The sequence below is a fragment of the Nocardiopsis sp. KDC1DS13DA1 genome (assembly GCF_055632325.1).
Genome location: NZ_JBVMUY010000029.1, coordinates 1 through 25569, shown reverse-complemented (window position 1 = coordinate 25569; position 25569 = coordinate 1). Strand labels below are relative to the sequence as shown.

At 72.3% G+C, this 25569-nt stretch carries 20 protein-coding genes and 1 pseudogene; 12 read left to right on the top strand and 9 right to left on the bottom strand.

Translation table 11 applies throughout. The features are described 5' to 3' along the window. The first annotated feature begins 40 nt into the window (after window positions 1–40). From ACTVAJ_RS18190 to argG, 3 genes are all read left to right on the top strand, one after another. A complete protein-coding gene (locus ACTVAJ_RS18190) occupies window positions 41–688 on the top strand; it encodes a DUF5701 family protein (protein WP_470389380.1) in 648 nt (215 codons plus the stop codon). Window positions 689–891: 203 nt separating this feature from the next. After that, window positions 892–2061: a UDP-N-acetylglucosamine--N-acetylmuramyl-(pentapeptide) pyrophosphoryl-undecaprenol N-acetylglucosamine transferase gene (locus tag ACTVAJ_RS18185; RefSeq protein WP_470389379.1), complete on the top strand. Its 1170-nt coding sequence runs from the start codon at window positions 892–894 to the stop codon at window positions 2059–2061. Window positions 2062–2194: 133 nt separating this feature from the next. Next, on the top strand, window positions 2195–3646 hold the full coding sequence (gene argG, locus ACTVAJ_RS18180; protein WP_470389378.1) for an argininosuccinate synthase: 1452 nt from the start codon (window positions 2195–2197) through the stop codon (window positions 3644–3646). Between the two features lie 70 nt (window positions 3647–3716). Here the strand turns inward: argG and ACTVAJ_RS18175 are convergent, their stop codons facing one another. Continuing rightward, on the bottom strand, window positions 3717–4730 hold the full coding sequence (locus tag ACTVAJ_RS18175) for a TSUP family transporter (RefSeq protein WP_470389377.1): 1014 nt from the start codon (window positions 4728–4730) through the stop codon (window positions 3717–3719). Window positions 4731–5204: 474 nt separating this feature from the next. Between ACTVAJ_RS18175 and ACTVAJ_RS18170 the strand changes: the two genes are divergently transcribed. Together ACTVAJ_RS18170 and katG are read left to right on the top strand one after the other, a co-directional pair. After that, window positions 5205–5636 (top strand): Fur family transcriptional regulator, encoded by a 432-nt coding sequence (locus ACTVAJ_RS18170; protein ID WP_470389376.1) that lies wholly within the window; start codon window positions 5205–5207, stop codon window positions 5634–5636. 39 nt (window positions 5637–5675) lie between these two features. Beyond that, the gene (gene katG, locus ACTVAJ_RS18165; RefSeq protein ID WP_470389375.1) at window positions 5676–7880 is read left to right on the top strand and encodes a catalase/peroxidase HPI; all 2205 of its coding nucleotides are present in this window, start codon (window positions 5676–5678) and stop codon (window positions 7878–7880) included. 161 nt (window positions 7881–8041) lie between these two features. Here the strand turns inward: katG and ACTVAJ_RS18160 are convergent, their stop codons facing one another. Further along, window positions 8042–8659 carry a hypothetical protein gene (locus ACTVAJ_RS18160; protein WP_470389374.1) on the bottom strand — a complete coding sequence of 206 codons (618 nt, stop codon included), beginning with the start codon at window positions 8657–8659 and terminating at the stop codon, window positions 8042–8044. A gap of 241 nt (window positions 8660–8900) precedes the next feature. On the opposite strand from ACTVAJ_RS18160, the gene ACTVAJ_RS18155 reads away from it, so the two are divergent. Then, a complete protein-coding gene (locus ACTVAJ_RS18155) occupies window positions 8901–9713 on the top strand; it encodes a sporulation protein (protein ID WP_470389373.1) in 813 nt (270 codons plus the stop codon). Between the two features lie 123 nt (window positions 9714–9836). Then, window positions 9837–10550, top strand: a complete 714-nt coding sequence (locus tag ACTVAJ_RS18150) for a hypothetical protein (RefSeq protein ID WP_470389372.1) — start codon at window positions 9837–9839, stop codon at window positions 10548–10550. A gap of 36 nt (window positions 10551–10586) precedes the next feature. Here ACTVAJ_RS18150 and ACTVAJ_RS18145 read toward each other — a convergent pair whose 3' ends face one another. Together ACTVAJ_RS18145 and ACTVAJ_RS18140 are read right to left on the bottom strand one after the other, a co-directional pair. Continuing rightward, window positions 10587–11534 carry a PfkB family carbohydrate kinase gene (locus tag ACTVAJ_RS18145; RefSeq protein WP_470389371.1) on the bottom strand — a complete coding sequence of 316 codons (948 nt, stop codon included), beginning with the start codon at window positions 11532–11534 and terminating at the stop codon, window positions 10587–10589. Window positions 11535–11615: 81 nt separating this feature from the next. After that, window positions 11616–12287 (bottom strand): TetR/AcrR family transcriptional regulator, encoded by a 672-nt coding sequence (locus ACTVAJ_RS18140; protein ID WP_470389370.1) that lies wholly within the window; start codon window positions 12285–12287, stop codon window positions 11616–11618. Between the two features lie 98 nt (window positions 12288–12385). Between ACTVAJ_RS18140 and ACTVAJ_RS18135 the strand changes: the two genes are divergently transcribed. The 3 genes from ACTVAJ_RS18135 to ACTVAJ_RS18125 all read left to right on the top strand — a co-directional run bounded on the left by ACTVAJ_RS18135 (window position 12386) and on the right by ACTVAJ_RS18125 (window position 15643). Beyond that, on the top strand, window positions 12386–13120 hold the full coding sequence (locus ACTVAJ_RS18135) for an NAD(P)-dependent oxidoreductase (protein WP_470389369.1): 735 nt from the start codon (window positions 12386–12388) through the stop codon (window positions 13118–13120). Window positions 13121–13185: 65 nt separating this feature from the next. Continuing rightward, window positions 13186–13896, top strand: a complete 711-nt coding sequence (locus ACTVAJ_RS18130; RefSeq protein WP_470389368.1) for a DUF4386 domain-containing protein — start codon at window positions 13186–13188, stop codon at window positions 13894–13896. 142 nt (window positions 13897–14038) lie between these two features. Further along, a complete protein-coding gene (locus tag ACTVAJ_RS18125) occupies window positions 14039–15643 on the top strand; it encodes a hypothetical protein (RefSeq protein ID WP_470389367.1) in 1605 nt (534 codons plus the stop codon). Between the two features lie 514 nt (window positions 15644–16157). Here ACTVAJ_RS18125 and ACTVAJ_RS18120 read toward each other — a convergent pair. Continuing rightward, the gene (locus ACTVAJ_RS18120) at window positions 16158–17300 is read right to left on the bottom strand and encodes an epoxide hydrolase family protein (protein ID WP_470389366.1); all 1143 of its coding nucleotides are present in this window, start codon (window positions 17298–17300) and stop codon (window positions 16158–16160) included. 63 nt (window positions 17301–17363) lie between these two features. Between ACTVAJ_RS18120 and ACTVAJ_RS18115 the strand changes: the two genes are divergently transcribed. Beyond that, a complete protein-coding gene (locus tag ACTVAJ_RS18115; RefSeq protein ID WP_470389365.1) occupies window positions 17364–18326 on the top strand; it encodes a helix-turn-helix transcriptional regulator in 963 nt (320 codons plus the stop codon). A gap of 133 nt (window positions 18327–18459) precedes the next feature. Here ACTVAJ_RS18115 and ACTVAJ_RS18110 read toward each other — a convergent pair whose 3' ends face one another. The 4 genes and pseudogenes from ACTVAJ_RS18110 to ACTVAJ_RS18095 all read right to left on the bottom strand — a co-directional run bounded on the left by ACTVAJ_RS18110 (window position 18460) and on the right by ACTVAJ_RS18095 (window position 21980). Further along, the gene (locus ACTVAJ_RS18110; protein ID WP_470389364.1) at window positions 18460–19341 is read right to left on the bottom strand and encodes an AAA family ATPase; all 882 of its coding nucleotides are present in this window, start codon (window positions 19339–19341) and stop codon (window positions 18460–18462) included. Then, on the bottom strand, window positions 19230–19964 hold the full coding sequence (locus ACTVAJ_RS18105; protein ID WP_470389363.1) for a Mu transposase C-terminal domain-containing protein: 735 nt from the start codon (window positions 19962–19964) through the stop codon (window positions 19230–19232). The genes ACTVAJ_RS18110 and ACTVAJ_RS18105 overlap by 112 nt, the downstream gene beginning before the upstream one ends. Window positions 19965–20023: 59 nt before the next feature. Then, window positions 20024–20761, bottom strand: a pseudogene (locus ACTVAJ_RS18100) (DDE-type integrase/transposase/recombinase); the annotation flags it as partial. A gap of 61 nt (window positions 20762–20822) precedes the next feature. Further along, window positions 20823–21980: a tyrosine-type recombinase/integrase gene (locus ACTVAJ_RS18095; protein ID WP_470389362.1), complete on the bottom strand. Its 1158-nt coding sequence runs from the start codon at window positions 21978–21980 to the stop codon at window positions 20823–20825. A 293-nt stretch (window positions 21981–22273) separates the two neighbouring features. Between ACTVAJ_RS18095 and ACTVAJ_RS18090 the strand changes: the two genes are divergently transcribed. After that, complete coding sequence (locus ACTVAJ_RS18090; RefSeq protein WP_470389361.1) at window positions 22274–24919, top strand: SEL1-like repeat protein; 2646 nt, start codon at window positions 22274–22276, stop codon at window positions 24917–24919. The last annotated feature ends 650 nt before the right edge of the window (window positions 24920–25569 follow it).

Here is a 25569-nt window from a genome sequence, read left to right as displayed (position 1 = left end):
CACGCGCCGTCCGCCCCACTCCGACCAGAAGGGCCAGAGCATGACCGAGTTCGACGCCGGAGCCGAGTTCGCCCGGCAGACCGCCACCCTGGTCGACCTGGGCTACCCCGCCCGGGCGGGGATGACCGAGGAGGCGTTCCGCGCGCTCCTGGAGCCGCTGCGCGAGCCGGTCCTCGCCAGGGCGGAGGCGATGGCCCCGCCGACCGGGGGGAGGATCCCGTTCCTGGTGGTGGTGACCAGGGAACTGGTGCCCCTCGCGGAGTCGGTACCGCTGACCAGGCTCGCCGGGAAGACCCGGCCCGGGTTCATCGACCGCTCCTACGCTCCGGGAGAGCTGGAGAGGTTCGTCCCGACCGACGGTCTGGGCCTGCCCGAGGGGCGGGCGTACGTGGTGTTCGACGTCGACCGGGGCGAGGAGTTCTGCGGCGCCGTCCCGCTGGACGCCCTGGCCGCCATCGCCGGGCGCGACCGCACCCCGCTCACCATCGAGGAGGGGGTGGCGATCGTGACGCAGTACCCGCAGGCCCTGGCCAAGAACGCGTGCTTCTCCCTGGGCGGCACGCGTATGGGCGACCGGCGGGTCCCGGCGCTGTGGATCAGCGGGGTCGCGCCCAAACTCGGGTGGTGCTGGCAGCGCAACCCGCACACCTGGCTGGGCATGGCCTCGGCCGGGTCCCGGGTCGGCTGAGCGCCGCGGCCCCGGCCCGGGACGGCCGCTCCGGGCCCGGGGCCCCGGCCCTCGTCGGTCACCCTCCACGTGTGCGCCCGGCCCGGCGGGCGGCTACCGTGCTTGTCGACCCCGGCGGGCCCGACCGTGCCGCGGGGTCCTCCGCTTCGACCGACGAGACCCGGCCCGTGCGCTCCCGAGACCGGGCAGAGAACAGGACACCCGTGAACCACAACCGAGCCCAGGACCTGCGTCTGATCGTGACCGGCGGGGGAACGGGCGGGCACACCTATCCCGCCCTGACGGCCGTCAACACCCTGCGAGAGCGCCTGGAGGCCGAGGGCGGCACCCTGGACGTCCTGTGGGTGGGCGCCGCGGACAGCCTGGAGGAGCGCGTGGCCACGTCCAACGGGATCGCGTTCGAGTCGGTGGAGGTCGGCAAGATCCGCCGTGCGGCCAACCCGCTGCGGATGCTGTCCAGGGAGAACCTGCGCGACATGGCCAACGTGCCGCGCGGCGTGGTCCAGGCGCGTCGCCTCATCACGGACTTCGCCCCGAACGTGGTGCTGGCCACCGGCGGGTACGTCGCGGTCCCCGTCGGCCTGGGTGCCGCGATGTGCCGCCGTCCGCTGGTGGTCCACGAGCAGACCGTGCGCCTCGGGCTGGCGAACAAGGTGCTCGCGCGGCGGGCCGCCCGGGTGGCGGTGTCCTCGCCGTCGAGCACGGAGCTGCTGCCCGACGACGTGCGCGACCGGGCGGTGATCACGGGCAACCCGGTCCGCCCCGAGGTGCTGCGCGGCCGGGCGGACCGGGCCGCCGCGGCGCTCGGGTTCGACGGCCACGATCCCTCCCTGCCCACCGTCTACGTGACCGGAGGGGCGCAGGGCTCGGTCCAGATCAACGGGACCGTCCGCGACCTGCTTCCGTGGCTGCTCACCCGCGCCAACGTCGTCCACCAGTGCGGCGCCGCCAACCTGGAGGCCCTGCGCGAGGCGTCGCGGGACCTGGCCCCCGAACTGCGCGGCCGCTACCACGTGACCGACTTCGTCGGCCCGGAACTGCCCGACCTGCTGGCACTGGCCGACGTGGTGATCTCCCGGAGCGGCGCGGGAACGATCGCGGAGCTGACCGCGCTCGGCAAGGCCGCCGCGCTGATCCCGCTGGCCACCTCCGCGGGCGACGAGCAGCGGCACAACGCCCGCCACCTCCAGGACTCGGGCGCGGCGGTCGCCCTGCTCGACGAGGTCGACGCCGAACGGCTCCGGCAGGCGGTGGAGCCGCTGCTGACCGACCCCGAACGCCGTCGGCGCATGGCCGACAGCGCCCGCGGGCTCGGCCGTCCGGACGCCGCCGACCGGCTGACGGACGTGGTCCTGGCCGCGGCCCGCCCCTGACCCCCGGGAGGCCGGGCGCCGACACGGCGGTCCGGCCTCCGGTGCCGCCCGGCTCCGGTGGGCGGGAGGCGGCCACCGGAGCCGGCCGACGTCCGCCTTGCATGATCATTCATTTTCACGCATACTTATTGCCATGTCCAAGGTACTCACCTCTCTCCCTGTCGGTGAACGGGTCGGGATCGCCTTCTCCGGCGGCCTCGACACCTCGGTGGCGGTCGCGTGGATGCGCGAGAAGGGCGCCGTCCCGTGCGCCTACACCGCCGACATCGGCCAGTACGACGAACCCGACATCGCCTCGGTGCCGGGGCGTGCCGCCGACTACGGGGCGGAGGTCGCCCGCCTGGTCGACGGTCGCGCCGCCCTGGTGGAGGAGGGGCTCGCCGCCCTGGCCTGCGGGGCGTTCCACATCCGCTCCGGTGGCCGCGTCTACTTCAACACCACGCCGCTCGGGCGGGCGGTCACGGGCACCCTGCTGGTGCGCGCCATGCTCGAGGACGGTGTGCAGATCTGGGGCGACGGCTCCACGTTCAAGGGCAACGACATCGAGCGGTTCTACCGCTACGGCCTGCTCGCCAACCCCGCCCTGCGCATCTACAAGCCCTGGCTGGACGCCGACTTCGTCAACGAGCTCGGCGGCCGCAAGGAGATGTCCGAGTGGCTGACCGAGCGGGGCCTGCCCTACCGGGACAGCACGGAGAAGGCCTACTCCACCGACGCCAACATCTGGGGTGCCACGCACGAGGCCAAGTCCCTCGAACACCTCGACACCGGTGTCGAGATCGTCGAACCCATCATGGGCGTGCGGTTCTGGGACACCGGGGTCGAGGTCCCGGCCGAGGACGTCACGATCGGCTTCGAGCAGGGGCGGCCGGTGAGCCTCAACGGCAAGACCTTCCCCTCCGCCGTCGACCTCGTGCTGGAGGCCAACGCCATCGGCGGCCGCCACGGCCTGGGCATGTCCGACCAGATCGAGAACCGCATCATCGAGGCCAAGAGCCGCGGCATCTACGAGGCCCCGGGGATGGCGCTCCTGCACGCGGCCTACGAGCGGCTGGTCAACGCGATCCACAACGAGGACACCATCGCCGCCTACCACAGCGAGGGGCGCCGGCTCGGCCGACTCATGTACGAGGGGCGCTGGCTGGAGCCGCAGGCCCTCATGCTGCGCGAGTCGCTGCAGCGCTGGGTGGGCACCGCGGTCACCGGCGAGGTGACCCTGCGGCTGCGGCGGGGCGAGGACTACTCGATCCTCGACACCAGCGGTCCCGCGTTCAGCTACCACCCGGACAAGCTGTCCATGGAGCGCACGGAGGACTCCGCCTTCGGCCCGGTCGACCGCATCGGCCAGCTGACCATGCGCAACCTCGACATCGCCGACTCCCGCGCCAAGCTGGAGGAGTACTCCAGCATCGGCATGGTCGGCGAGGGCGCCCACCCGACGACCATCGGCGCGGCCCAGGCCGCCTCGACCGGGCTGATCGGCGCGATGCCCGAGGGCGGCGCCGAGGCGATCGCCTCCCGGGGCGAGGGCTCTGGTGACGGCGACCTGCTCGACCACGCCGCGATCGAGTCCGGCAACGACTGAGCCCCGCCGTTGCGCGCACCGCGGCCCGCTCCGCCCGGACCCCTCCGGGAGGGAGCGGGCCGCGGCGGCGTCACCGGGCCCCGGAGCTCTGCGGGGTCCTGGCGTCGTCGGCCGTGCGCGGTGCCCCTCCGTCGGCCGCGTACCGGTCGCTCCGGATGAAGGCCACGCAGAGCACCGTGAAGACGGTGAGCGTGGTCAGGCTGAGCGTCGTCAGCAGGGGTGTGAAGGGAACGAACAGCAGCGTGCTCACCAACTCGCTCCCGATCAGCACGAACAGGATCATCCGGATCGTGAACGGCGTGAGCCGCGTACAGATCCACGCGCCCAGCGGCGCACCGACCGCGACGACGGGTGAGGCCGCCACCCAGTAGCCGACCACGGCCCCGGTGAAGTCCCCGATGACGAACACGTGCGTGGTGAACGCGGCGATCGAGACCACGGTCATCATGATCACGGTGGTGGGTGTGCTCACCTTCTCCGAGACACGGAACAGCAGCACCAGGAGAAGGAACATCACGCAGTTCTCGCCCACGCCCGCCACGCCGCTGAGCAGCCCGCCCGCGAACCCGGCACCGACGACCAGGGCCCGCTCCCGGGCGGTCCACTCGGGGATGGCCGGATTCCGCCGGTATCCGCGCTGGAACAGCTGGAGGAGGAGCGCGACGGCGAGTGCCACGAGCAGCATCGTGAACAGGACGCGGACCATCGGAAGCGGTACCAGGGGCGCCAGGTACACGGCGCTGACGACCACGCCGGCCACGCCCGCGGCCGAACCGTAGACCACCACCCGCCTCTCGACGGGCACGCGGCACGCCAGGATGGAGATCGAGGCCGCGGTCATGCCGACCGACTGGATCGCGAACGTGAAGACGCGGGCCTCGTCGGCGGGGACCTCGAGCAGCTTGGTCATGACGGGGAAGGAGACGGCGCCACCGCCCTCACTGGTCCCACCGCCGATGAGCGAGCCGAACACCATGGTGAGCGCCACCTGCCAGTGGGCCTGGAGGATGTCGAGGAAGCGCGGTCCCCACACGAGCGCCCACACCAGCCACACGCAGGCGGCCAGTGCGGCGTTGACGACCACGACCTTCGGAACTCTCGTTCTCGGCTGATTCCCTGGGACGCGCATGGACCGTTCCCACCATTCCTGGGGTGTCGTCTCGTTCGGGAGCGGGGAGGCGCTGGCGACTCTACCGACGTGACCGCGGGCCCCGATTCTCCTCACGTGCGCAGGTCCGTGCCGGGCCCGCGCAGCCGTGGAGCGGCCAGCGCCCCGCCGACGGCCGCCGCGCAGCCCGCCGGGTACAGGGGCCGGGCGCGGGCCACCACAGGGGCTGGACCCGCGGGTCGGTCAGGTCGAGGAAGGCGCGCAGCGCGTCGGGGCGGGAGTGCGTGTCGTCCGCGGGGGAGGGCCTGCGGACATGAGAACATCCGCCCCGCGCGTGCCCCGTCGGGGGCGGGACGGACAGCGGGGAGCGCGCGTCACCAGGTCCGCCGCGCCAGGTCGGACTCGCCACATTATTTGACTTACTCCAGAAAACGGGCCAGACTACGAGGCATGCCAACCCCTTCGGATTTCGAGCGAATGCTGCGCGAGTCCTCTCTGCGGGTGACAAGCCCTCGGCTGGCCGTGCTCTCGGCCGTGCACGACAACCCGCACGCGGACACCGAGTCGATCATCGGTGTCGTGCGCGGGAACCTCGGCGCGGTGTCCGACCAGGCCGTCTACGACGTGCTCAAAGCACTGACCAGCGTGGGTCTGGTGCGCCGCATCCAGCCGCAGGGCTCCGTGGCCCGTTACGAGACCCGGGTCGGGGACAACCATCACCACATCGTGTGCCGGTCATGCGGTGCCATAGCCGACGTCGACTGCGCCGTCGGCCACGCGCCGTGCCTGACCGCCTCCGACGACCACGGTTTCTCGGTCGACGAGGCCGAGGTCGTCTACTGGGGCGTGTGCCCCGACTGCTCGAACACACACGGTTCGTGAACACCCTGTTCGTTTCCTCCCAACGCCGGAAGGATCTCCATGTCCGACAACAACGAAGCCGCCCAGGCCGGCGGCTGCCCGGTCGCGCACGGCCGGGCCCCGCACCCGACCGCGGGCGGCGGTAACCGCGGCTGGTGGCCGAACCAGCTCAACCTGAAGATCCTGGCCAAGAACCCGGCCGTGGCGAACCCGCTCGGCGAGGGTTTCGACTACGCCGAGGCGTTCGAGGCGCTGGACCTGGACGCCGTGAAGGCCGACATCACCGAGGTCCTGACGACCTCCCAGGACTGGTGGCCGGCCGACTTCGGGCACTACGGCCCGCTCATCATCCGCATGGCGTGGCACAGCGCGGGCACCTACCGCTCCCACGACGGCCGCGGCGGCGGCAGCGCCGGTCAGCAGCGCTTCGCGCCGCTGAACAGCTGGCCGGACAACGTCAACCTGGACAAGGCCCGCCGCCTGCTCTGGCCGGTCAAGAAGAAGTACGGCCAGAACATCTCCTGGGCCGACCTCATGATCCTCGCGGGCAACGTCGCGCTCGAGTCGATGGGCTTCGAGACCTTCGGCTTCGGCGGCGGCCGCGAGGACGTCTGGGAGCCCGACGAGGACGTCTACTGGGGCCCCGAGACCACCTGGCTCGACGACCAGCGCTACACGGGCGACCGTGACCTGGAGAAGCCGCTGGCCGCCGTCCAGATGGGTCTGATCTACGTCAACCCGGAGGGCCCCAACGGCAACCCGGACCCGCTGCTCGCCGCCCGCGACATCCGCGAGACCTTCGGCCGCATGGGCATGAACGACGAGGAGACCGTCGCCCTCATCGCCGGCGGCCACACCTTCGGCAAGACGCACGGCGCGGCCCCGGACAGCAACCTGGAGGCCGACCCCGAGGCCGCCGGTCTGGAGATGCAGGGCCTGGGTTGGAAGAACAACCACGGCACCGGCAAGGGCAACGACACGATCACCTCGGGTCTGGAGGTCACCTGGACGACCACGCCCGCGCAGTGGAGCCACGGGTTCTTCAAGAACCTCTTCGAGTTCGAGTACGAGCTCACCGAGAGCCCGGCCGGCGCGAAGCAGTGGATCGCCAAGGACGCCGGGGAGATCATCCCCGACGCCCACGAGGCCGGCAGGAAGCACAAGCCGACGATGCTCACGACGGACCTGTCGCTGCGCGTCGACCCGGTGTACGAGGAGATCTCGCGCCGCTTCTACCAGGACCCCGACCAGTTCGCGGACGCGTTCGCCCGCGCCTGGTTCAAGCTGACCCACCGCGACATGGGCCCGAAGGCGCGCTACCTCGGCTCGGAGGTCCCGGAGGAGACGCTCATCTGGCAGGACCCGCTGCCCGCGCGCGAGGGCGGGGTCATCGGCGAGGCGGAGATCGCCGCGCTGAAGGCCAAGGTCGCCGAGTCCGGCCTGACGGTCGCCCAGCTCGTGTCCACGGCGTGGGCCTCGGCCTCGACCTACCGCGACAGCGACAAGCGCGGCGGCGCCAACGGTGCGCGCATCCGCCTGGAGCCGCAGATCGACTGGAAGGTCAACAACCCGGCCGAGCTGCGCGAGGTGCTGGGCACGCTCGAGGGCGTGGCCAAGGAGTTCAACGCCTCCTCCGACACGAAGGTCTCGCTCGCGGACCTGATCGTGCTCGCCGGCGGTGTCGGCGTCGAGCAGGCCGCCAAGGCGGCCGGCCAGGACGTCGTCGTGCCGTTCACCCCGGGGCGTGTCGACGCCACGGCCGAGGAGACGGACGCCGGATCGTTCGCCTTCCTCGAGCCGGTCGCCGACGGCTTCCGCAACTACTACGGCGAGGGCAACCGCCTCCCGGCCGAGTACCTGCTGCTCGACAGGGCCAACCTGCTCAACGTGAGCGCGCCCGAGATGACCGTCCTGGTGGGTGGCCTGCGTGTGCTGGGCGCCAACTACGACAACTCCGACCTGGGTGTCCTCACCGACAGGCCGGGTGCGCTGACGAACGACTTCTTCGTCAACCTGCTCGACCTGGGCACGAACTGGCGCCCGACCGGTGAGACCTCCCAGACGTCGCAGACGTTCGAGGCCACCGACGAGTCCGGTGCGGTCAAGTGGACCGGCAGCCGTGTGGACCTGGTGTTCGGCTCCAACTCCGAGCTGCGCGCGCTGGCCGAGGTGTACGCCTCCGACGACGCCAGGGAGAAGTTCGTGACGGACTTCGTCGCGGCGTGGAACAAGGTGATGAACGCGGACCGGTTCGACCTGGTCTGATCCTCACCGCCGGGCGTCGAACGCCCGGTGACGGAGCCGGTCCGGCCGCCTTGGCCGGGCCGGCTCCCGGCGTTCGCCGGGGTGCCGGCCTCGCGGAGCGCCGACGGGGCCTTCCGTCCGCGGTCCCCGCGGTCCGTCGCCCGCACGGACCGACCCGGGGCTCACGGCGCCAGGTCCAGGGCACGGGAGAGCGCCGCGGTGACGGGACCGGCGTGTTCGGGCAGGGTCCGCCCGGCCCAGGCCGCGGCCAGCCGGTGGAAGTCGGCCAGGTCCCGTTCCACCCCGGCGAGCAGCGCCCGGAGCTGCGCCGCGGTCAGCTCGATCACCGGACTGTCGTCCCGCTCGGTGTCGACGGTCAGCCGGACCCGCTCGCCCACGAGTTCGGCGAGCGGCCAGGGGTCGTGGCCCAGACAGAGGGGTACGCGGTCGTCGAGGAGCCGGTACCAGTCCCGCCACTCCTCCAGTCCGTTGCAGCACCCGGGGACCAGAGTGGTGCCACTCGCGGTGTCGGTGACCCGCAGTCCACCGGACGCGAAGAGGTCGTCCATGGTGAGCAGCCCGTGCAGGAAGCCGCCGAACGGGTCGTCGGGGCGGGATGGCCGGTCCTGGTCGAGACCGGCGTTGTTGCAGGCGGCGACACTCATCACGGCCGTGCCGACCCCGGCCGGTCCGAGCGTGCCGTCGAGGGGGAGGAAGCCGTACGGTGCGGAGCCGTCCACGGGCCACAGGGTGAAGCCGTCGGACGGCTCGACCTCCAGTACGGGCTGTATGGCGATCATGCGGTGATCCTGGCGCACGGCCCGGTGCCCGGTCCAGTCCCTCCACGTCCGGCTCCACCGGGAACCCGCACCGCGCGAACCCCGCCCGCGGCGGGAAATCCCGCCGAACCCGCGCGCGGAGGGAAACCCTCTCCAGCGTCCCCGCGTCCTAGAACACGGCGCCGGTCCCCCATCCCTTCGTGTACCGGTCCACCCCCCCTTCCCCGGCGCCCGGGGAGGCGGAACCGAGGAGAGAGACGCCGTGATCTTCAAACGCATGCTCGCCAGTGTCGGCATCGGCGGCGCCACCGTGGAGACCACGCTGGACGAGGAGACCGTCACCCCCGGCGGCACCGTCACCGGCACGATCAGGGTCACCGGGGGCAACGTCGCCCAGACGGTCCAGGGCATCAGCGTGGGGCTGCGCGCCACCGTGGAGAAGGAGTACGAGTACGAGGACTCCGAGGGCGAGGAGCAGTCGGGCGAGTACACCATCGACGTGGTCGTCGCCGAGCAGGTCGTCAGCGACGAGGAGTTCGAACTGGAGCCCGAGCAGGAGTTCGAGGTCGCCTTCGAGCTGACCGTCCCCATGGAGGCGCCCGTCACCGGGGTGGAGGGCGAGTACATCCTGGAGGGGGTGGGGCTCAACACCCGCCTGCACGTGGACAACGCCCTGGACCGCAAGGACGTGGATCCGCTGCTCATCGAGCCGCTCCCGGCCCAGGTCGCCGTCCTGCAGGCACTGCACGCGCTGGGCTTCGAGCTCAGGGGCGTGGACCTGGAGAAGGCCGAGATCCCCGGAACCCGGCAGAAGCTGCCCTTCTACCAGGAGTTCGAGTACACCGGCGGCGGGCAGTACGAGGGCCTGGAGTCGCTGGAGCTGACCTTCCTGACCGACGAGGAGGGGATGGACGTGGTGCTGGAGTTGGACAAGAAGCCCGGCATCCTGTTCAGCGAGGGCGGCGACACCCTCCTGCGACTGAGCGTCGGGCACGAGTCCACCGACCCCGAGGAGATCGCGGGCACGCTGCACGAGTGGATCCACGCGATCGCCGGTGAGCGCAGCCTGCTCTGACCGGTACGGCTGCGGCCGGGATCCGCTCCGGGCGGGTCCCGGACCGGTGCACCGGCGCCGTTGGTCTGCGCCGCCCGTCGGCCAGGGGTGGCCGCGCCGGGAGGTGGGGCTAGGGTCGCGGGTGTGCGACACGACCCTCCCGGACCGGCCCTGGCCGCGTTGGCCGCCCTGCTGGACCGGTCCCTCGCCCAGATCGCCGACGCCGCCTGCGACACCCGCGCGTTCGACCGGCGGACCGTCAGGACCGCGGCCGACGTGTGGGACAACACCACCTTCCCGCTGTTCCGGGCGGCGACGGGCCGCTCCCGGAACGAGCGGGAGCGGCGTGCCCGGGCGGCCCTGGAGTGGATGGCCGAGCCGGGTCCCGAGCGCCGCGCCTGGATGGTGGAGCAGGGTGCGGCCGCCGGGCACCGGATCGGCGCGTTGCTCGGCTCGGAGCATCCGCCGGACCCCGGGCACCGGATCGGCGCGCTGTTCCCGCTCCGCCGCGCCGGGATCCGCGCTGACGGCCCGCCGTCGGAGGGGAACCTGACGGGTTCCACCCGGGGAGCGGCGGTCTTCGTGGTCTGGGCCATGATCCGGATGCGCTCGGCCCGCCGCCCCCGGGAGACCGCGGGGGTCCCCCTGACGGCGTACTGCCGTGCCCTGGAGGGGGCCGGGCGGGACATCCTGACGGCGGGCGCACTCCCGCGGCCGCGACGGGAGGCCGCCTTCCGTTCCCTGGTGGTGCAGTGGCTCCGCCGCGGCGGGAGCGATCTGGAACCCGACCGGGGGCGGCTCCTCCGGGGCGTTCCGAACGCCGGGGAGCTGGTGCGCGGGGTGGGCGACCACACGTGAACGGACGCCCCGGCGGGCGCACCCGCCCGGACGCGGTCAGGGGACCTGGTTCCAGCCGCCGCCCCCCGCGAGGAAGGCGTCCGTCTCCTCCCGGGTGGGACAGGTGGCGGGGCCGCGACGCGTCACGGACAGGGCGGAGGCCGCGTTGGCCCGGCGGGCGGCCGCCGCCGGGGCCAGACCGGCGGCCAGCGCGGCGGTGAACACGCCCACGTGCGCGTCGCCCGCTCCGTTGGTGTCGACGGCACGGACGGGGAAACCGGGCACCCGCCGCGGTACGCCGCCGCCCTCGGCCACCACGCAGCCGTCCGCGGAGTCGCGCACGACCACCACGGCGTCCGGGCGCACCCGGCTGACCAGCAGCGAGGCGGCCCGCTCCGGGTCGGTACCGCCGGTCATGGTCGCCGCCTCGGCCGCGCTGAGGCTGAGCAGGTCGACACGGGGCAGGGCCCGGTCCAGGGTCCGTTCGGGAAGGTCGCCCACCACGGGTGCCGGGTCCAGGACCAGCCGCACCCCTTCCGGGAGGTCGCCGATCCAGGTGAGGAGCTCGTCGGCGCGCGGTCCGGGGAGCAGCGAGTACCCCACGGTGTAGACGAAGTCGCCCGGTCCGGGCCGCAGCGTGCGCAGTTCGGCCAGGGATAGGTCCGTCTCGGCGCCCAGCCGCGTGACGAAGGTCCGTTCGGCGTCACCGTCGACCAGGGCCACGCAGAAGCCGGTGTCCGCGTCCGAACGGGGGGCGTGCGCGACCTCCACCCCTTCGGAGCGCAGCGCGGCGCGCGCCAGGTCGCCGTTGGGTCCGCTGCCGTGCGCTCCCCCGTAGACCACCTCCATCCCCGCGCGCGCCGCCGCGGAGACGACGTTGAAACCGCCCCCGGCCAGGGTGTGAGCGGAGGACGCCAGCACGTCCCCACCGGCCCGGGGGAGTGCGTCGACCGTCATCACGACGTCGACGATCACCGGCCCCACGTGCAGCAGGCGTCCGGTCATGGTGGGGTTCCCTTCGGTTGTCCGCCCGTACGGTACGGCCCCTGGCCGTCGGCCGATCGGGCGGGGGTCCGCGGCCCCGGGTCAGAGGCTCTCGCGCCGTTGCCGCAGTCCGTCCAGGATCAGGTCGAGTCCGATGCCGAACTCGTCGGAGTACGCGTAGCCGGGTGTGAGGGCGCGGTCGACGATCATCTCACTGAGGTGGGGGAACTCGTCGCGGGGGAGCTGTTCCAGCATCGATCCCGCCACGTCCTCCAGACCCCCGGAGGAGGTGAAGGGCAGGCTGAGCTCCTGGAGCGTGAACCCGTAGACGTAGCTGTCCAGCAGTGAGAGCGCGTGCGCCGCACCGGCGACGGAGAAGCCGCCCGCCCGCAGGCAGCCGATGACCGCGTCGTGGTGGCGCAGGGTCGCGTGGCCGGGATCGGTCCGTGAGTCCATCAGGCTGATCGCCCACGGGTGGCGGGTCAGCGCGCCGCGCATCGAGCAGGCGCGCCGCCGCATCGCGCTCCGCCAGTCGACGTCCTCCGACGGGAGTTCGATCTCACCGAAGACGAAGTCGACCATGCCGTCGAGGATCGCCTCCTTGTTGCGGAAGTGGTGGTACAGCGACATGGCCTCGACGCCGAGCCGCTTGGCCAGGCCGCGCATGCTCGGCGCGCCGGTGCCGGACTCGTCCGCCAGCGCGACCGCGGTGCGGATCACGGCCTCCCTGCTGAGCGGGTCGCGGCGGGGCGTGTCGGTGGGCTCCGTGGTCACGGGTCTCTCCTGTCTGGCAACGCGGACACTTGACAACCTTACACCGCAAGGCTTATACCTTACGGCGTAAGTCGAGCTGCTGGTGTGAGGAGAGGGTCATGGAACCGATCGGTGGGGGCGGAACCGGGCAACCGGGCGCGGGGAAGAGGATGTGCGTCGTCGGCGCGTCCGGGAAACTCGGGCGGCACATGGTGCGGCAGGCGCTGGAGCGCGGGTACGAGGTCGTGGCGGTCTGCCGCGAACAGAGCGTGGACAAGCTCGCCGAGTTCGAGGGGCGGATCACGGTGGTCCCCGGCATGACCGACGACCGCACGGTCATCGCGCGGGCGGTGGACGGCTGCGACGCCGTGCTCACGGTGCTGGTGCCGTGGGGGGTGCACCACTACGCCTCCGGCACCGCCCAGGCCGTGCTCGACCACGCGCGCCCGGACGCCCGGTTGGTCTTCTCCTGCGGATGGCACATCACCCGCGACGGCAAGGACGTCTACAGCCGCAGCTTCAGGGTGTACGCGGCCGTGTTCGGGAAGCTCGCCAAACTCGCGCGCGTCGTCGACGTGGACGACCAGGTGGAGGCCTGCCGGCGGATCTTCGCCAGTCGGACGCGGTGGACCGTCGTGCGCGGCAGCGACCTGGAGGAGGGCGAGAGCCAGGGCCTGCCGGTGTGGAGCCGGCACGTGGGCGACCCCGTCCTCGCCAGCAACATGACCCGCCGCGTGGACTACGCCCGCTTCATGGTCGAGGCGGTGGACGACGACGCCCTCGTCCACGAGGCCCCGGCCATCGTCGGCCGGCTGACCCCCTCGGCCCTCGCCCACGCCGGAGGTGCGGCGTGAGCGTCCAGCACCCGCCGCCGCGGGACCCGACCGACCGCCTTCGCGCACAGGGAGAGGACCACAGCGTGACCGGACCCAGGAGGCTCGCCCGGATCGCGGGCCTGCTGTACCTGCTCGTCGCCGTGTTCACCATCTTCGCCGGAGTGGTGAACACGCGGATCGCCGTGCCGGGGGACGCCGGGGCCACCGCCGACAACATCGAGGCCTCGGCCACCCTGTTCCGCGTCGGCCTGGTCAGCGAACTGGTGGGGGCCATCGCCTTCCTGATGACGGCCATGACCCTGTACCTGCTGCTCAGGCACGTCAGCCAGCCGGCCGCCGCCGCGATGGTCACCGTCGTCGCGGTCAGCGTCGCGATGCAGACCCTCAACCTGCTCCACCAGAACGCGGCGCTGCGGGTCGTCACCGACCAGGACCACGCCGACGCCCTGGGCGCGGCGGCCTCCGACCAGCTCGCCCTGCTGCTCACCGGGATGCAGCAGGACGGCTACCTCATCGCCCAGACCTACTTCGGCCTGTGGCTGCTGCCGCTGGGCTACCTGGTCTTCAGGTCGGACCACTTCCCCAAGGCGCTGGGCGTCCTGCTGGTGATCGGATGCTGCGGCCACCTCACGGACGTGTTCTCGCGCCTGCTCGCACCCGAGTTCGGCGCGGGCATCTCGGCCTTCGCCATGACCCCGGCGGCGATCGCGGAGATCTCGTTCATCCTGTGGCTGCTGATCAGGGCCGTGCCGGAGGCCGCCGCCTCTCCCGTCGCGGCCCGTTCCGGTACCTGAACGCCGCACGGCGCCCGCGCTCCGGGAGGGTTCGCGGAGCGCGGGCGCCGTCAGGGCCGGACTCGCGCCGGAGGGCGAATCGGGCTACCCTCGCGGTCATGATGACTCGCATCGCACGGAAGGGCGGCCTCCGCCCGGGCCGTTGAGCGCCCCCCGGTGGAGCCTCGGCGAGCCCGCCGACGGACGGACCACCTTTCTCCAGCACATCACCTCCCTCCTCGCCGAGCACGGCGATCCCCCGTGGCCGGACGACGGCCGACCGTTCCCCGACGACCCTCCCGGCTGGGCCGACGACACCATGCGCAGCGTCGTCCTCGACGGGATCCGCACCCACCACTTCGGGGTCGCCTCGGACCCGGAGCGGGCCGACACCCTGGCCGAGGCCGTCGCCCGAACCGTGGAGGGCCCGCCCGACACCGCAGCGGCCCGGCGCGTCCACGACACCTTCGCCGAGACCGACGCCCTGACGGTCGCCGACCACCTCGTCCAACCGCTCGCCGCACGCCGGGTGCCCCGCCGCCGCGCACGCGTGCTCGCCCGGTGGATCGCCGAGCACGGCACCCACCGCGACGCGGTCAAGACCGCCCTGGTGCTCCTGGGGCTGTGCGGAGACGAGCGCGAACGCGAGCTGTTGGTCCTGCTGGGGTCGCTGGACGAGTTCACGCTCTACGCGGCGGTCGCGCTGCGGCGCGCGGTACCCGACCCCGAACCGGACCTGTTCCGGCTCGCCCGCCGGGCCACCGGGTGGGGCCGGATCCACGCGGTGCGGCGGCTGCGCGGCACCACCGATCCCGACGTCCGCGCCTGGCTGCTGCGTGAGGGGTTCCGCAACGGCGTCATGGACGAGTACCTCGGCCACTTCGCCGCCGTGCACGGCGGACTGTTGGAGGCTCTCACCGCTGCCGGACCGGACGGGAAGGCGGACGAGGGACTGCTCGACGGAGCGGGCGGGGTCCTGGGCGCCATGGCCCTGGCCGAGGGCGGCCCCGCCGAGGGACTGGTGGACTACCCCGACGCGTTCGCCGCACTCGACCGCTACGCCGAGCTGATCGAGGACGCGCCCGCCACCCCGAGACGGCTCGCCGATCTCGCGGACATCCGGAGCTACCTGCTCGGCGAGCCCGGAGACCTGGGACACCCGGCCGACGAGGTGAACCGGCTCGGCCGACGGTTCGCACGGATCCTGGAGCGCCCGGAGTGGGCGGCGACGGTCCGTGCGCACCTGGCCGACCCCGAGGGGGAGGACTTCGGCGCCGCGATGAGCGCGGCCCACCGGCTGGGGCTGCGGCCGTTCCACGACGTCCTCCGGCGCCTGCGCGTCGCACCTGGGGACACCTTCGCCTGGTACTGGGCCTTCCGCTGGGTTTCCAGGGAACGTGTGGACGACCTGCTGGAACTCGCCGAGACGCTGCTGCCGCTCGACGCACTGGCCACCGGGCCCTCCGAGACGTCGTCGGTGGGGCCCGGGCGTGAGGACGACCGGGCCCTGGAGTGGGTCCTGCGCTCGATCGCCCGGTTCCCGGGCTCGGGCTGGCCGATCGTCCGCACCGGCCTGCGCAACCGGTGCGTCGGGGCACGGGCTGAGGCGGTCGCGGCCCTGGAGGCGTGGCGGGACCGTCCGCTCCCCGAGGAGGCCCCGTCCCTGCTCCGCCTGGCCGAGCGCGAGGAACCGCACGCCGCCACCAGGGAGCGGATGGCGGCCCTCCTGGATCGGCTCGCCTCCGGCTCCGGTCCCGACCCGGTCTGAGCCCGCGCGGCAACGGCCCGGACCCGTGTCCACCGCCGGTCCGGGCCGCTGCCCGCGCACACGGTCGCGGGGCGTGCCAGGTGTGCGGCCCGTCCTGTCCGTACGCTTTCCAGGGCACCGGCGACGAGGATCCGGGGATGCCGACCAGGCGGTGTTCCCCGAAGTCGCCGACTTGTTCGAGGCCCGAGGGCCGACCCGGCATGCCCGGCTCGGGTGGACCCGCGGGCAAAGATCGGCACGGCGCACCGTCCCGGTGCCGGACAGGTCGAGACGCGCGGCGGTCTTCCCGGATGTCGCGCTCCCGCCGGTCACCTTCCGCGGTCCCACCGCTTTTCGCCCAAAACCCCGCCCGACGGTGCGGTGGTCAGCCCGGTCCCGACCCTGCGATGGTGCGGGCGGGGCGGGACCGAGGCGTTACCTAACGCCGCCGGAGGCGAGGACGACGAGGCACTGGACGTGCCGGACCGGCCGGGCCCCGAACGGGCCTTGGCGACCCGCGGACCCCGCAAGCGGGTCAGGACATGCCGCGGAAGAAGGCGCGGATGTCATCCGCGAGCAGCTCCGCCTCCTCCATCGCGGGGAAGTGGCCCCCCTCGGTGAACTCGTTCCAGTGGCCGACCGCCTTCCACGGGTCCATCGCGCGGCGCATGACCGGGTGGGTGTCGAACACGGCCCATCCGGACGGCACCCCGGTCCCCATGACCACGTCGACCCCGGAGTGCTCGGACTCGTAGTAGAACTGCGCGCTCGACGCGCCGCTGCGCGTGAACCAGTACAGGCTGATGTTCGTGAGGAGCTGGTCGCGGTCGACCGTCTCGTCCGGTGTTCGGTCGACGCCGTCGGCCCTGGTCCTGAACTTCTCGGCGATCCACGCGAGCTGGCCGACCGGCGAGTCGGTGAGAGCCGCGCCGATCGTGTCGGGACGGTGGCTCTGCATCAGCAGATACCCGCGATCGGCCGCGTCCTCGGCGCGCACCGCCTCGATCTGGGCGATCTCGTCATCGGACAGACCGTCGGGGAAGGGGAACTTGTCGCCGACCAACCCGAGCCACCGGGGATCGGCGCCCAGGTGCGTGCCGATGAGGCGCTCCGGGTAGAGCGCGGCGAGACGGCCGGTGGTGCCCGCACCCATGTCGGTGCCGTGGGCCGCGAACCTCTCGTAGCCCAGACGCGTCATGATCTCGGCGTAGGCGTCCGTCGTCCGCGCCAGCTCCCAGCCGGTCCCTGACAGCGGCGTGGAGAACCCGAACCCGGGCGGCGACGGGATGACCACGTGGAAATCATCGGTCAGCAGCGGGACGAGTCGCTGGTACTCGACGAACGACCCCGGCCAGCCGTGGTTCAGGATCAGCGGGGTGGCCTCCGGGTTCGTCGACCGCACGTGGACGACGTGGAACGTCTGGCCGTCGACGACCGTCGTGAACTGTGGGTACCCGTTGAGCTTCTCCTCCTGCGCACGCCAGTCGAACCCCGCACGCCAGTACTCGGCGAGCTCCTTCAGGTACACCAGCGGGATGCCGCGGCTGAAGTCGGTGCGATCGTCTCGGCCCGGCACGGGGATCGGCCAGCGCGTGTGTGCCAGCCGGTGACGCAGGTCGTCGATGTCGGCCTGCGGGATGTCGATGCGAAACGGTGCGAGTGCGTTGTCCTCGTTCATGACACCGACGGTTCCAGGCAATGCGGCAGGTGAGCTTCCGCGATCGCTGCCATGATGCAGAACATGTTGGAGACCTCGGCCCGCCTGCTCGAACTGCTGTCATTGCTCCAGCTCAAGCGCGACTGGACGGGCTCCGAGCTCGCCGGTCGGCTCGAGGTGAGCACGAGGACCGTGCGCGCCGACATCGGCAAGCTGCGGTCGCTCGGCTATCCCGTGGACGCGCGCCCCGGTGTCGCGGGCGGGTACCGGCTGGCCGCCGGGACGGCGATGCCCCCACTGCTGCTCGACGACGACGAGGCCGTCGCCGTCGCGGTCGGACTGGGTGCGGTCGCGACCCAGGGGCTCGGCGTCGAGGAGACATCGCTCACCGCGCTCGCCAAGCTGGAGCAGGTGCTGCCCTCGCGCCTGCGCCGGCGCGTCGAGGCGGTACGCGAGGCGACGAGCGTCGTTCCAGGGGCGCGACCGCCGCTCGACCTCGCGGTTCTCGGCGCGGTCGCCGCCGCGATCCGCGGCCGCGAACGGCTTCGGTTCGGATACACCAAGCCCGGGGGCAGCGAAGGGGCCCGCCACACCGAACCGCAACGGCTGGTGAGCTGGGGGCCGCTCTGGTACCTGCTCGCGTGGGACCTCGACCGTGGCGACTGGCGGGTCTTCCGTGTCGACCGCATGGTCGCGCACGCACCGACGGGTGCGCGGTTCCAGCCGCGCCCGATCCCGGAGGGCAACGCCGTCGAGTACGTCGTCGGACGCGTCAGCAAGGCGGCCTGGAGGTACCGCGCCCGGGTACTCGTGCATGCCCCCGCCGCCAGGGTCGCCGCCAAGATCCCGGTCCCGGTCGATATCGAGGCGGTCGACGAGTCCACGTGCCATGTCGAACTGGGTTCCGACGATCCGGACCGGCTCGCGCTGTGGATGACCCAGCTCGACGTCGACATCGAGGTGATCGACGGAGACGCGCTCGCGGCGGCGTTCGATCGCCTCGCGACGAGGTTGCGCCGCGCCGCGGGTGGCGCATCCACGACGTGAGTCTCGGCCCCGTTCCCGCGCTGGGCGAGGGCCCGCCCACCAGGTGAGCGGAGCACGGCGTGCCCGGAGTCGGCCGCCTTCTCTGTGACCTTGGGTTTTAGGTGGTGTGGAACCTCCAGCGCTCGGTGGCGTACTACAGCACGCCGATGACCAGGGACTCCCGGGCGGTCTCGACGACCTCCTTGGTGATGGTGGCCATCTGGTTGATCTCCAAGATCCGCTCGATCTGGGCCACCAGGCGGCTGGTCAGCCGGAAGTTCCCACCGGTGATCCGGGTGATCGCGGCGACCGCCTCGGCGGTGGTGAAGTCCTCGCTCTCCCCCAGGCCCAGGTGGGGCCAGTGCCGGGCCAGGACGAACGCCTGCTCCTGAGCCGACAGCGGCCGGTAGTGGTGGACGAACCCGACCCGGCTGTAGAGCTGGGGGCAGCGGGCCAGGCGTTTCTCGATGCCGGGCATGCCGATGAGGATCAGCCCCATCCGACTGCGGTCGTAGTGGTCGCGCAACTGTTCGAGAGCGGCCATCCGCAACCGGTCGACCTCGTCCACGATCAGCAGTTCGACGTAGGGCACGCTGCCGTGCGGTTTGCCGAAGGTGCGCCGGTCGTAGGAGTCCTCAGCGCGCACGATCGACGGGTGCGTGCTCAGCTCGCCCAGCTCCTTGTCGATGGTGCGCGGGCTGGCCTGCACGGTCGGGGTGTAGAGCAGCGTGTGCCACTCGGGGCGGTCCCGGCCCATCGACAGGTTCCGCCGCCAGCGCAGCAGGTGGGGCTCCAGCTCGTCCCAGTGGGCGTAGCGGCGGGCCGAGAGGGTCTTGCCGACTCCGGGCGGGCCGTAGCACAGGCCGATGTAGCGGTTGCGGCGGCAGGCGTCGGCGAACTCGGTGAAGCGGCGGTGCTCCTTGGTCACCACGAAGGGGGTGGGCTCGGGGACGATGTCGGGCTGGGGATCGGGGAGGGCTTCCTCGACCGCGCGGACCTTCTCCTCCCAGCGGTCGTCGTCGGGGACCTGGTCCACGCCACGCACTCCTCTCGGTAGCGCTTGAGCCGCGGTTGCGGGGCAACGTCGTCGGCGGGCGGGGGTGCGGGCTTCTCGAAGGCGGGTTCGGTGTGGACGGCCAGGAGCCGGTCCACAACGTTGGTCCGGTCGCGCAGGGTGGTGCGGAGTTCGCGGCGGCGGGCGTTGCGGGCCGCGACGATGTCCTTGATCCCCACGGTGCGTCCGGCCAGGTCGGGACAGATCGCCCGGCACAGGAACGCCTCGCGGTGGAAGATGCGGATCTCAGCCAGGTCGCGGGGGTCGTAGCGGATGGTGACCTGCTCGCCGACGTAGGCGGCCAGCACCGGATCCAGGTAGCGCAGGGACTGTAGTGGATGCCGTCGGGGTGGACCTTGCGCGGGGTGGCCACGGTGAGCAGCAGCAGGTCGAGCTGCTCCAGGTGCTCGGGCATGTGCGGGAGGAAACCGTCGGCCTCCCAGCGCTGCTGGGGCATCTGTCCGGTCTCGCTGTGGGGCCGGTGGTTGTAGGTGCCGGTGATAAAGGCGCCGATCGCCTCGTCGAGTTCGCGCAGACTCAGCCGGGCCCGATCCGCGCGGCCGGTGGTCCCGGGCAGGGCGTATCCGGGTAGCTCCGGCAGGCACATCTGGTCCAGGGTGCGAAAGCACCGCTCGATCTTGCCGCGGCTGCGGGGCTGGCCGGGCAGGGAGAACACCAGGCGCATGCGCAGGTCGGCGGAGACCTGCTCCAGGTGGCGGGAGGTGAAGTCGCTGCCGTGGTCGGTGTAGAAGACCTCCGGGATGCCGCACACGCTCCAGCCGGGCACTTCCTTGCGCCAGATGGCCTGGCGCAGCGCCAGGGCGGTGTTCAGCGCCGAGGGCGCTCCGAGGTTGAGGGCGTATCCGGCGATCGCGCGGGAGCGATCGTCCTCGATGACGGTCAGCCAGGGGCGGGCCGGTTGGCCCGAGGGGGTGCGCACCCACACATCCAGGCGGGTGTGGTCGGCCTGCCAGATCTGGTTGGGGCGTTCGGCCTCGCGGCGGTGGATCAGGTCGAACGCCTGCCGGTAGCGCTTGGTGCCCTGGTGGGCCAGCGCCGTCAGGGCCGGGTCCAGGTGGGCGATGACGTCGTGGACGGTGGCGTAGGAGGGGACGGGCCATCCCTGCTCGTCGGCGACCTGGCGGATCCGGCGGTGGACGGTGGCCGCGCTCGGTGCCGGGCGCTGGAGGGCGAGCCCTTCGATCAGAGTGATGAGTTCGGCGGGGAAGCGGCGCCTGCCCCGGTCCCGGCGCGAGGCGGGTGCCAGGCCCGCCAGCCCGCAGGCGCGGTAGCGGGACAGCCACCGCTGGGCGGTGCGGTAGGCCACCTGGGCCTGCGCGGCCGCCGTTGTCAAAGGCACGCCTTCTTCCAGGTGCGGGCGCAGCACCGCGAAGCGGCGCATCGCCTCCTCCCGTTGGCCCCTGCCGATCCCGGACAAGTGGGGTGGGGGTTCGTCCACGCCTTCACAGCTCCTCGGCCCATCCGGCCGCCACGTCCTCGGGCGGGTTGGTGTACAGCTTCAGGTACCGGTCATTGGCGTGCCCCAGGCGGCGTTCCAGCTCGGGCCGGTTGTGCCCGGAGGCGGCCGAGAGCCGGTAGGCGAAGGTGTGCCGCGCGTCGTGCGGCCGCAGCGTGCCGAGCCGCCGCTCGCCGTCGACTTCCGCGTCGTGCAGGCGCCCGACCTCGCCAACCACCGTGTTGACCGTGCGCGGCGACAGCCGCCCGCCCACTCGCCGGGAGGCGATCGAGCCAGCGGCCAGGAACAGCGCCGCCGACTCGCCGTCGACGTCCCCGGGGCGTTCGTGTTCGAGGTAGTCGGCCAGCGCGGTGCGGGCATCCTTGCCCAGGAACACGGTGCGCTGGGTGCGGCCCTTGCCGCGCACGTCGACCAGGCGAGCCTTCTTCACCCGCCGCAGCTCGCCGACCTCGTGCGGCACCAGCTGGTCCAGATCAAGGCCAACGAGTTCGGCCCGGCGCAGCCCCGCGCCCAACAGCACGTGGACGATCGCCCGGTCACGCAGCGGCCGGGCGTGCCGGTGCCGGGCCGGAACCGCCTCCCGGCCCTGGTAGCGTCGCCCCTTGAGCCGGTGGAAATTCTCCAGCCGGTCGAGCACGCTCTTGACCGTGCGCACCTGCGCCTCCGACAGCGCCCGCACTTGCGGAGCGGGTAGCGGCAGCGCGTCCACTCCCTTGGTCGGGTCGGTCAGGTGCCAGCCGGTGGGGGTGTGTACGCAGGTCCAGGTGAAGAACGCCGACAGGTGCGCCAGGTGGTTGTTGACCGTGGCCGCAGCCATCGGCGCCGCTTCCCCATCCGGCCGCACAATCCCTTCGGCCGCCAGGTGGTCGCGCCAAGCGGCCACCTCCCGGGCCGTCACCGCGGTGAGCCGGTCGTGGCCGAACCCGTCGACCATCCACGCGCGGAACCGCTCCAGGTGCCGGGCGACCTTGGCGGCGACCTCCGCCGAACGCACCCCGCGCACCGCGGCCGCGAGGTAGGCCTCGGTCCAGGAGGCGAGCGTGCCGTCGCCTTTCGTGGGGGCGCCGAGGACGGTCACCACCTTTCGTGAAGAGAACTCGCCGCGATCCTGGGCGGTGTTCCCCGGGGTGGTGGACGCGGTCATGCGTGGTTCCCTTCACAGAAGAGCCGTTTCCTGAAGCGACCCTAACCGACCCGGCACGACCGGTGAAGGTCGCGCAGGGGCCCGGGCGGGCACAACTCCAGTGACCGGCCGAGGAGCGCCGAAGCCGCCACCCCCGCGCGCGGGCCACCGCGCCTGCGACCAAGCGCGACCACACGGCAACCCGATCGGCACTTGGCCCGTCTGATCAGATGACCGGCCCGGCCCTGAGCGAGGAGGAGCCCTGCCGTGCCCCCACACACCTGCCACCACCCCCCGCCCCTGCACGGTGTGCGATGAGCGCGCGCGCCTGGGCCCCGTGGGCGGCCGCAACCGCTACCGCCGTGTTGACCGTCGCGGTGGGCATCTCCATCAACCAGGTCCACCCCACCGACTTCGACCGCACGGGCCTGGCCTGGCTGATCGCCGCACTGCTCTGCGCCGGCGCCGCGGGAGCCCTCACCCACTGGGCCGCCCCCGCCCTGCCCACGGCGCCCGTGCCCCGGCTGTGGCCCTCGGTGACCACCCGCGAGGGCCGCCCCCGCCTGCTGGGCGAGCTGTCCGCCCGCGACCTGGGCACCCACCCCTGCCGGTTCGCCGCCGACGCCCAGAACCCCTACCTGGAGCGCGACGCCGACCCCGACCTCGCCCGGGCCCTGGCCGATGCGGACCAGCGGCTGGTCATCGTGTCCGGGCCCCGCCTGGCCGGGGCCACCCGCACCCTGGCCCACGCCGCCCAGCGTCTGCTCGCCGACCACACCGTGGCAGCCTTCCTCGAGGACCCGGCCATCTCCCTGCAGGCCATGGTCGAGACCGCGGGCACCCACACCCGCGACGACCGGGGGGCCGTGCTCTGGCTGGACGCCCTGACCGCCGACCGCTACACCGAACTGGCCCGCCTCGACCCCGCCACCCTTCCCGAAGGGCTACGGATCCTGGCCACCCTGGACACCGCCGTCATGGCCGGGCACCGCATCCCCGCAACCCTGCGCGACCACGTCCAGGCACACGCCGCCGTGATCGACCTGCCCACCCTGACCGGCACCGAGCGCGACCGGATCCGCGCCGAGGACGCCTACGCCGACTTGCACCCGGTCCTGGACGAAGGCGGCGACCTGCTGCTGGGCCGCCTGCTGGTGTCCTGGAACCAGGTCCGCACCGCCCTGACCCGCGGAACAGGGGAAGAGGCCACCGACCGCATCGCGCTACTGCGGGCGGTAACCGACTGGGCCCGCCTCGACCCGCCCCGCCGCCTGAACCGCGCCATCCTCCCGCACCTGTACCGGGCCTACCGCAACGCCCTGACCGGCCGTCCGCCGGGTGCGGACTTCTCCCAGTACCGCTACAAGCAGGCCCTGGCCTGGGCCACCACCCCCACCAGGGACCGGCCGCTGCTGGTCGATGAGCGCACCGACGGCAGCGGCACCTACTACACCCCCCACCCCCTGCTGAGCGCCCTCGCCGACCAGGAGGGCGAGAGCGTCGCCTGGCCGGTCGCCGACCAGATGTGGACCTACGCCGACACCTTCTTCGACGGACACCAACGCCGCGACCTCGGGTACACCGCCCTGCGCCTGGGCGCCCACACCACCGCCGACCGGCTCCTCGGCCACGGCGACGCCGACATCGACCCCTACGCCATGAACGGGCTGGCCACCTGGTTCAAGAACAACGACCATCCCGCAACCGCCCGCAAGTGGTACACCCGCGCTGTCGACACCGGCCACCCCGAGGCCGCACCGAAGGCGATGAACCACCTCGGGAACCTGGAGTCCGGGCAGGGGCGGATCGCCCAGGCCCGCGCCTGGTACACCCGCGCCGCCGACACCCACCACCCCGACGTCGTACCGAAGGCGATGAACCACCTCGGGAACCTGGAGTCCGGGCAGGGGCGGGTGGAGGCGGCCCGCACCTGGTACATGCGCGCCATCGACACCGGCCACCCCGACGTTGCACCGCAAACGATGCGCAACCTCGGGATCCTGGAGTCCGGGCAGGGGCGGGTGGGGGAGGCCCGTGCCTGGTACATGCGCGCCATCGACACCGGCCATTCCGACGCCGCACCGAACGCGATGAACAACCTCGGGCTTATGGAGCGGAAGCTGGATCGTGTGGGGGAGGCGCGCGCCTGGTACATGCGCGCCATCGACACCGGCCATTCCGACGCCGCACCGAACGCGATGAACAACCTCGGTTTTCTGGAGGAGAGGCTGGGTTGTGTGGGGGAGGCGCGCGCCTGGTACACCCGTGCCATCGACACCGGCCATTCCGACACTGCACCGAACGCGATGTGCAACCTCGGTGCACTAGAGGCCGGGCAGGGGCGGGTGGAGGAAGCTCGTGCCTGGTACATGCACGCCATCGACACCAACCACCCCGACTACACGCCGAGCTCGATGTACAACCTCGGGAACCTGGAGCGCGAGCGAGGGCGGGTGGAGGCGGCCCGCACCTGGTACACCCGTGTCATCGACACCAACCACCCCAAGGTTGCACCGCAAACGATGTGCAACCTCGGGATCCTGGAGGCCGGGCAGGGGCGGGTGGGGGAGGCCCGTGCCTGGTACACGCGCGCCATCGACACCGACCATTCCGACGCCGCACCGAACGCGATGAACAACCTCGGTGCCCTGGAGGCCGGGCAGGGGCGGGTGGAGGAGGCCCGTACCTGGTACATGCGCGCCATCGACACCAACCACCCCGACGCCGCACCGAAGGCGTCCCAAACGCTGCGCAGACTGGGCGAGCAAGAGCAGGAACGGCAGCAAGCTGACCACTACTCGAAGCACGGGTGGATGGCGCACGCCGACCTGGAGCTGATACGGCGCGCCAACGAACGCCCCCACGGTGAACCGGACGGCGGTGCAAACGACCGGGCGGATACGGAGGAACTGGCGGACGATGCGGCTTCCAGCGGCGAAGGCACAGAGACCTCGCTGTAACCGTCATCGAGACCGCCCGAGAGTCCCTGGTCATCGGCGTGCTGTAGGACGCCAGCGAGCACTGGAGATTCCGCGCTGTTCAAAACCCAAGGTCACAGCCTTCTCCCACCGCGGCTGGCCCCGCCCCTCGAACGGGCGGAGCACCACCGCGCGCAGGCCGACGCAGCCCCGGTCAGCCAGCCGAGCAGACCAGGGACGGTGATGCGCCCGGCGGTCGTCCGCACCCAGGCGTCCATGACCACGCACCCCCGGCCCTTCCGGCGTGCGCGGCGTAGACCCTGATCGTGGTGCTGGTTCGGGGCTGTGAGACTGACGGTCTGTGGCCTGCACTTTCAGTATGAACGGGCTCCGGCCGGCAGTGCTGGCACCCATCGGGTCAGTCGCCGGGAATCGTGTCCGCGCAGCACCGCGATGCTCCCGTGAACCGGGTCGTTGGTGCCCTCGGCAACCGGGCGCACGTTGAAGTGAGACAGCCGGCCCTGGTCCGTGCCGGCATCGTGCTGACCGCGGACACCTGCGCCGGTGTCCTGCCGCAGGCGGATCTGCCGGGGGTCGAGGCCTCGTACAGTGGGAACTCCACCTCGGGCGTGGGGGGCGACCCCCGTCGACCCGTGACCGAACACCCGCCCCGCTCAGGCGGGGACACCCTG

What these genes read in the sequence shown, in the direction of transcription:
- ACTVAJ_RS18115 (WP_470389365.1), top strand. Translation starts at nt 17,364, where the DNA reads ATGTTGGAGACCTCGGCCCGCCTGCTCGAACTGCTGTCATTGCTCCAG.
- ACTVAJ_RS18145 (WP_470389371.1), bottom strand. Translation starts at nt 11,534, where the DNA reads ATGACCGGACGCCTGCTGCACGTGGGGCCGGTGATCGTCGACGTCGTG.
- ACTVAJ_RS18135 (WP_470389369.1), top strand. Translation starts at nt 12,386, where the DNA reads ATGGAACCGATCGGTGGGGGCGGAACCGGGCAACCGGGCGCGGGGAAG.
- ACTVAJ_RS18170 (WP_470389376.1), top strand. Translation starts at nt 5,205, where the DNA reads ATGCCAACCCCTTCGGATTTCGAGCGAATGCTGCGCGAGTCCTCTCTG.
- ACTVAJ_RS18090 (WP_470389361.1), top strand. Translation starts at nt 22,274, where the DNA reads ATGAGCGCGCGCGCCTGGGCCCCGTGGGCGGCCGCAACCGCTACCGCC.
- argG (WP_470389378.1), top strand. Translation starts at nt 2,195, where the DNA reads ATGTCCAAGGTACTCACCTCTCTCCCTGTCGGTGAACGGGTCGGGATC.
- katG (WP_470389375.1), top strand. Translation starts at nt 5,676, where the DNA reads ATGTCCGACAACAACGAAGCCGCCCAGGCCGGCGGCTGCCCGGTCGCG.
- ACTVAJ_RS18190 (WP_470389380.1), top strand. Translation starts at nt 41, where the DNA reads ATGACCGAGTTCGACGCCGGAGCCGAGTTCGCCCGGCAGACCGCCACC.
- ACTVAJ_RS18160 (WP_470389374.1), bottom strand. Translation starts at nt 8,659, where the DNA reads ATGATCGCCATACAGCCCGTACTGGAGGTCGAGCCGTCCGACGGCTTC.
- ACTVAJ_RS18095 (WP_470389362.1), bottom strand. Translation starts at nt 21,980, where the DNA reads ATGACCGCGTCCACCACCCCGGGGAACACCGCCCAGGATCGCGGCGAG.
- ACTVAJ_RS18120 (WP_470389366.1), bottom strand. Translation starts at nt 17,300, where the DNA reads ATGAACGAGGACAACGCACTCGCACCGTTTCGCATCGACATCCCGCAG.